Origin of the sequence: Mesorhizobium sp. M5C.F.Ca.IN.020.32.2.1 (assembly GCF_004023105.1) — a bacterium.
In the GTDB taxonomy this organism is placed as follows: domain Bacteria; phylum Pseudomonadota; class Alphaproteobacteria; order Rhizobiales; family Rhizobiaceae; genus Mesorhizobium; species Mesorhizobium wenxiniae.
This window is the reverse complement of sequence record NZ_RZSX01000341.1, coordinates 1-6301: the sequence shown is the minus strand read 5'-3', so window position 1 is coordinate 6301 and position 6301 is coordinate 1. Positions and strand designations below refer to the sequence as shown.

6 protein-coding genes are annotated in these 6301 nt (G+C 63.8%); all 6 read right to left on the bottom strand.

The window, feature by feature from the left end:
- On the bottom strand, window positions 1-310 hold a 310-nt coding region (locus EOA86_RS17965), incomplete at its 3' end, for an ATP-binding cassette domain-containing protein (protein WP_128342881.1).
- An 81-nt stretch (window positions 311-391) separates the two neighbouring features.
- On the bottom strand, window positions 392-1276 hold the full coding sequence (gene cysW, locus EOA86_RS17960) for a sulfate ABC transporter permease subunit CysW (RefSeq protein ID WP_029351598.1): 885 nt from the start codon (window positions 1274-1276) through the stop codon (window positions 392-394).
- On the bottom strand, window positions 1269-2120 hold the full coding sequence (gene cysT, locus EOA86_RS17955) for a sulfate ABC transporter permease subunit CysT (RefSeq protein WP_128342879.1): 852 nt from the start codon (window positions 2118-2120) through the stop codon (window positions 1269-1271). Before cysT ends, cysW begins: the two co-directional genes overlap by 8 nt.
- A gap of 32 nt (window positions 2121-2152) precedes the next feature.
- Complete coding sequence (locus tag EOA86_RS17950) at window positions 2153-3181, bottom strand: sulfate ABC transporter substrate-binding protein (RefSeq protein ID WP_065006752.1); 1029 nt, start codon at window positions 3179-3181, stop codon at window positions 2153-2155.
- 244 nt (window positions 3182-3425) lie between these two features.
- On the bottom strand, window positions 3426-4148 hold the full coding sequence (locus EOA86_RS17945; protein ID WP_128342876.1) for a M15 family metallopeptidase: 723 nt from the start codon (window positions 4146-4148) through the stop codon (window positions 3426-3428).
- Window position 4149: 1 nt separating this feature from the next.
- Entirely contained in the window at window positions 4150-6255 is a 2106-nt protein-coding gene (pbpC, locus tag EOA86_RS17940) for a penicillin-binding protein 1C (RefSeq protein ID WP_128342874.1), read from the bottom strand.
- Window positions 6256-6301 lie beyond the last annotated feature (46 nt).

Sequence of the window (6301 nt, the reverse complement as noted above, 5' to 3'; positions counted from 1 at the left end):
CGTGCCGGACTTTGAGGCCGAAGCCGATATTGTCGGCGACCGTCATATGGCGAAACAACGCATAATGCTGGAAGACAAAGCCGACATTGCGCTCCTGGATCGACTTTTGCGACGCATCCTCCTCGCCGAAGAAGATCGTTCCTTTCGTCGGCCGCTCCAGCCCGGCGATCAGCCTGAGCAGCGTCGTCTTGCCGGAGCCGGAGGGTCCGAGCAACGCGATCAGCTCGCCGGACTTGATGTCGAGCGAAACGTCGTGGAGGGCCGGAAACCGCTCAAACTCCTTGCGCACGTTGGCAACGCGAACTTCCATCAACCGTCCCTTTTTCGTCGATGCATGTCGTTATCCCGAAACTGCTACGCACTTTGGGCGACATCAAACTCTTTATTTCATCTAGTGTCCGCGCGTCGCGGCGAGCTCGGCGCCGTAGCGCATTTCGAGAAGTGTTTTCAAGACCAGCGTGACGAGCGCCAGGCCCGCAAGTAGTGAAGCGACGGCGAAGGCGGCTGCGGCATTGTACTCGTTATACAGGATTTCGACATGCAGCGGCATGGTGTTGGTCAATCCGCGTATGTGGCCCGACACGACGGAGACCGCGCCGAACTCGCCCATGGCGCGGGCATTGCACAACAAGACGCCGTAGAGCAGCCCCCATTTGACGTTGGGCAGCGTCACGTACCAGAACGCCTGCCAGCCATTGGCGCCGAGCGACAGCGCTGCCTCCTCGTCGCCATTGCCCTGTTCCTGCATCAAGGGAATCAGTTCGCGGGCGACGAACGGGAAAGTGACGAAGATGGTGGCGAGCACGATGCCCGGCACGGCAAACAGGATGACGATGCCATGCGCCTTCAGCCAGGCGCCGAGCAGGCCCTGTGCTCCGAACAAAAGCACATAGACCAGGCCGGAAATGACCGGCGAGACCGAAAACGGCAGATCGATGAGCGTGGTGAGGAAGGCTTTGCCCTTGAACTCGAACTTGGCGATCGCCCAAGCGGCGGAGATGCCGAAGACGACATTGAGTGGCACCGAGATCGCCGCCACCAGCAGTGTCAGGTGGATCGCCGAGCGCGTGTCTGGGTTGGTCAGCGCCTCCGTATACGCACTGAGGCCCTTTGCGAAGGCTTCGTTGAAGACGACGATCAGCGGCAAGAGCAGGAAAATGCCGAGGAAGGCAAAGGTCACGATCATCAGCACGGCTTTCGCCGGGCGGCTTTCGGTCACTGCCGCCGACTGGCTTTCGTGGTGCGGTGCGTAGGATTTGATCTCCGGATCAGCCATAGCGCTTGCGGCTCCACGTCTGCACCAGATTGATGACCAGCAGCATCACGAATGACAAAGCGAGCATGATCGCCGCGATCGCGGTCGCCGCCGCATAATTGTATTCCTCCAGCCGGATGACGATCAGAAGCGGCGCGATCTCGGATTTGTAGGGCAGATTGCCGGCGATGAAGATGACGGAGCCGTACTCGCCAACACCGCGTGCGAAAGCCAGCGCGAAACCGGTGACGATGGCCGGCGCCAGGCCCGGAAGCAGAACCCGGGCGATGGTCTGGAAGCGATTGGCGCCGAGCGTCGCGGCCACTTCCTCCACCTCCTTGTCGATCTCCTCCATGATCGGCTGAACGGTGCGCACGACAAAAGGCAGCCCGATGAAGATCAGCGCTATGACGATGCCGAGCGGCGTGTAGGCGACCTTGATGCCGAGCGGTGCCAGCAGGCTCCCGAGCCGGCCATTCGGCGCGTAGAGCGTGGTCAGCGCGATACCGGCCACCGCCGTCGGCAAGGCGAAGGGCAGGTCGACCATGGCATCGACGATGCGGCGGCCAGGAAAGTTGTAGCGCACCAGTACCCAGGCGACGATCGTGCCGAAGACGACATTGACCGCGGCGGCAATGAAGGCGGTGCCGAAGCTGATTTCAAGCGCATTGATGGTGCGGCGGTCGGTGGCGATCGCCCAGAAATCGGCCCAGCCGAGCGCGGCCGATCGCCAGACCAGCCCCGAAAGGGGAATGAGGATGATGAGCGTGAGGTAGGCAAGAGAGAAGCCGAGCGTCAATCCGAAACCCGGAATGACGCTCGGCTGTCTGAACCGCCACCCCGCCTTTGCGGGTGCTGTGGTCATGTCGTCCTGATCTAGAGTCTAGCTTACTGGGTCTACTGGGCCGGCTTATAGATCTGGTCGAATATACCACCATCGCCGAAATGGTAAGGCTGCGCCTTCTTCCAACCGCCAAAAAGTGGATCGTCGATGGTGATCAGCTTGATCTCCGGCAGTTTGGCGAGGTCCTCCGCCGGCACCAGGTCGGGCTTCGACGGGCGATAATGGTTTTTGGCGATCAGCGTCTGGCCTTCCTTGGAGTAGAGGTAGCTCAGATAGGCTTCGGCGACTTTTCGCGTGCCCTTGGCATCGACATTGGCGTCGACCACAGCGACGGGCGGCTCGGCCAGGATCGAAGTCGGCGGGTAGACGATGTCGAAATTGTCGGCGCCGAACTCGTCGAGCGCCAGATAGGCCTCGTTTTCCCAGGCCAGCAGCACGTCGCCCAGGCCCTTTTGCGCGAAGGTTACGGTCGCGCCGCGCGCACCGGTGTCGAGCACCGGAACATGGGCGTAGAGATTGCCGACGAATTCCTTGGTCTTGGCTTCGTCGCCGCCATCCCTGGCGTTGGCATAGGCCCAGGCGGCGAGATAGTTCCAGCGTGCGCCGCCCGAGGTCTTGGGGTTTGGCGTGATCACTTGGACGTCGTCCTTGACCAGATCGCCCCAGTCGTGGATGCCCTTCGGGTTGCCCTTGCGGACGAGGAAGACGATGGTCGAGGTGTAGGGCGCCGAATTGTTCTCGAACTTGGTCCTCCAGTCGGGATTGATCTTCTTCGATTTCGAGACGATCGCGTTGATGTCGCCTTCGAGCGCCAGCGTCACCACGTCGGCGTCGAGGCCGTCGATCACGGCGCGGGCCTGTGCGCCCGACCCGCCATGCGATTGCTGGACGGTTACCGTCTCACCGGTCTCGGCCTTCCAGTGGGCGACAAAGGCCTCGTCGAATTGCTTGTACAGCTCACGCGTCGGATCATAGGACACGTTGAGGATGGTGGTATCGGCAAACGCGAAACCGAGTGTTCCGAATTGGACCGATGCAGCGACCAGGGCGCCGAGCAGTTTCCTGAAATGAGGATTGGTCATTTACGCCTCCGTTGAGATCGCTTCAAATCTACTGAATTGGTAGAAATTAGATGCACTCAATGTTGCTTTTTTTGTCCGTTCGAAGCAATTTTCCGCCGATCCTTGGCCTTATGAAGAAATTCTTTCCTCTCGACGGCGGGGGTGCCGAATCCGGGCTCATGCAGCGATCTATCTGGAGAAAGGTCGCGCCTCGGCAATGGCTCGATGTGGTCTGGACGCGATTTGCTTCGCAGCGATCAGTGATTCAGTCGGCGGTGAGGGGAAAATCGAAGCGCTGCTTTGGAAACGGCTCGTTTTCCAGCGTGAAATGCCACCATTCGCGGGCATAATTCCTGAAGCCGCCGGCGCGCATGGCCTCGACAAGCCTCTTGCGATTTGCGGTTGCTACCCCGGCGAGCGGACGGTGCGCCGTTTCGCTCATCGGGTCGAAACAGTCGAAGCCGGTGCCGAAATCGAGCGTGTCGGCATCGGGCGCGCCACAGGCCTGTTTCGGAGCGGTGTTGCGGTCGACTCGCGCGATGGCGACATCGACGGTCGAGCCGCGCGAATGCGTCGACAGTTCACCGACATAGCCTTTGGCGATGAGGTCCTTTCGCTTGACCGCTGGATACCATTGCGGGTCGGGTGGTCCGCCTTCTCTCGTCCATTCGCCCATGTCGGAGACGGCGCGCGCAGGGCGGTAGCAGTCAAAGACGACCAGCGTCAGGCCTTTGGCGGCAATCGCTTTCTGGACGCCGGAGAGCGCTTCCGCCGCTCGCCCGGTGAGGATGCATACTGGCGCGTCGTAGCCGGCCGCCTTGCGGCGCAGGAAATTGACTGTGCGGGCATAGCGGACGTCCTGCCGGATGGTGGGATCGATGTCGGCCAGCCGAACGAAGCCGGCGGGGAGGTCCGCGGAAAGGACAGGGGCGGTATCGGCAGCCGACAGCAGGGCGCAAAACGCAATGCGCTGAATCGCTTGGCGCATTCTATTCAACGAACACTTTCACGCTGGCCGCGCGCCCGACCGCGTCGATCACGGTCAGGGTCGAATAGCCGGCGCCGTCCGGCTGCCAGGTCGCACTGCGCCGCCGGTCGATGCCGACCAGCGGCTTGCCATTGGCCAGCCAGCGGAACGGGGCGCGGCCGCCTTGCAGCTTCAGCACCAGCGGCGAGGCCCTGGCGGCGGTGGTGCCGAGATCGACGCGGGCGCCGTCGGGCGGAAAGATGATCGTCGGCGCAGGCTCGGTCGGCGTCGCCTGGACCAGCCCGTCGGCGCCAGAACCGAAACGCTCCAATGTCACCGGCAGATCGTCGCGCCTGGGTCTGGTGACGCCGGCCGGCTGGCCTGGCAGCGGCACGGGAGCCAGGCCGGAGCGGACAAAGCCCTCGAACAGGATCGGTGCGGCCGAGACATAGCCGGACAGGCCAGGCACCGCGCCGGCATCGGGACGGCCGACCCAGACGCCCAGCACGTAGCGCCCGTCGAAGCCGACCGACCAGGCATCGCGGTAGCCATAGGAGGTACCGGTCTTGTAGGCGGTGCCGCGCCGGGCGGCACCCTCGGGCGGCTTGACGCCCGACAATATGTCGGTGATCTGCCAGTTCGCCTGATCGTCAAGGATGGTAGCTGTGGAGCGTTCGGCATTCGCCGGCTCGGTGCCGTCATGCAGCGTGTGCGCCTTGCCGCCATTGGCAAGCCCGGCATAGAGCTGAACGAGGTCGCGCAGCGTCACGCCGACGCCGCCAAGGCCGATGGCGAGACCTGGCGCCTTGTTGACGGGCATGATCGGCGTGACGCCGGCCTGCCGGAAGCGCGCGAGCAGCCGCGCCGGCCCGACCGCGTCGAGCACACTGATCGCCGGCACGTTGAGAGACAGTTGCAGCGCCTGCCGGATGCTGACGTCGCCTTGGTAGCCCATGTCGAAATTCTTCGGCCGGTAGCCGGAAAAATCCGTCGGACTGTCGTCGATCAGCGTTTCCTGCGCGACCAAGCCCTGTTCGAAGGCGAGCCCGTAGATGAACGGTTTCAACGTCGAACCGGGCGAGCGGACGATTCTGGTCATGTCGATCCAGCCGGAGCGGCTGGCGTCGAAATAGTTGGCGGACCCGACTTCGCCGAGGATCTCGCCGGTGCGGGCGTCGGCCAGCACCATGGCGACGGACAGGCGGGGGCCGAGCCTGGTTGCGGCATCCCTGGCCACCTGTTCCAGCCCTTCCTGGACGCTTTTGCGGATCGTCAGTTGTAGCTTCTGGCCGGGGCCGGCCTTGGGAAGCGCCGCGTAGGCGGCGTGAGCGGCGAGCGCCGGCAGCGTGCGGCGGACGCCTGAAACGTCGTCGAGCGCGGCGCGTGCGGCCTCGCGCTCGCCGAGCAGGCCCGATGAAACCATGCGCGCCAGCACCCGGTCGCGGGCGGCATGAGCGATTGCGAGATTGCGGTCGGGCCGGCGCTTTTCCGGCAACTGCGGCAGGGCAACAAGCAGGGCCGCCTCCGAGACCGTCAGCCGCTTCGGCTCTTTGCCGAAATAAGCCAGCGAGGCGGCGCGCACGCCTTCGAGGTTGCCGCCATAGGGCGCCAGCGTCAAATAGCGTTCGAGGATCTCGCGCTTGGTGAGCCGCCGCTCGATCTGTAGGGCGCGCAGCATCTGCTTGATCTTCGAGCCTAGGCTGCGGCTGTCGCGCGGCTCTGCCAGCCGGGCGAGTTGCATCGACAGTGTCGAGCCGCCGGAGACGATACGGCCACTTTTTAAGAACTGGCCGGCGGCGCGGGCCAGCGCCAGCACGTCGACGCCTTCATGGTCCCAGAAGCGCTTGTCCTCGTAAATCACCAGCATGTCTGCGAGCTGCTTGTCGACCTGGTCGAGGCGGGTGGCGAGCCGCCAATAGCCGTCCGGCGTGGCGAAGGCGCGCAACAGCTGGCCGTCGCGGTCCTGCACTTCGGTCGACACGGTGAGTTCGGCCGGCAGCGGCGGCGGAAAGGCGCGGTCGAGCTGCCAAAGCCCGCCCGCGGCGATTGCTGCAAAGCCGGCGAGGGAGGCGGCGGCGATGGCCGAACGGCGCAGGATTTTTCGGTAAAGCACCGCGCTGCCCCTCATCCGCCTGCCGGCACCTTCTCCCCGTATAGTGACGGGGAGAAGGGGG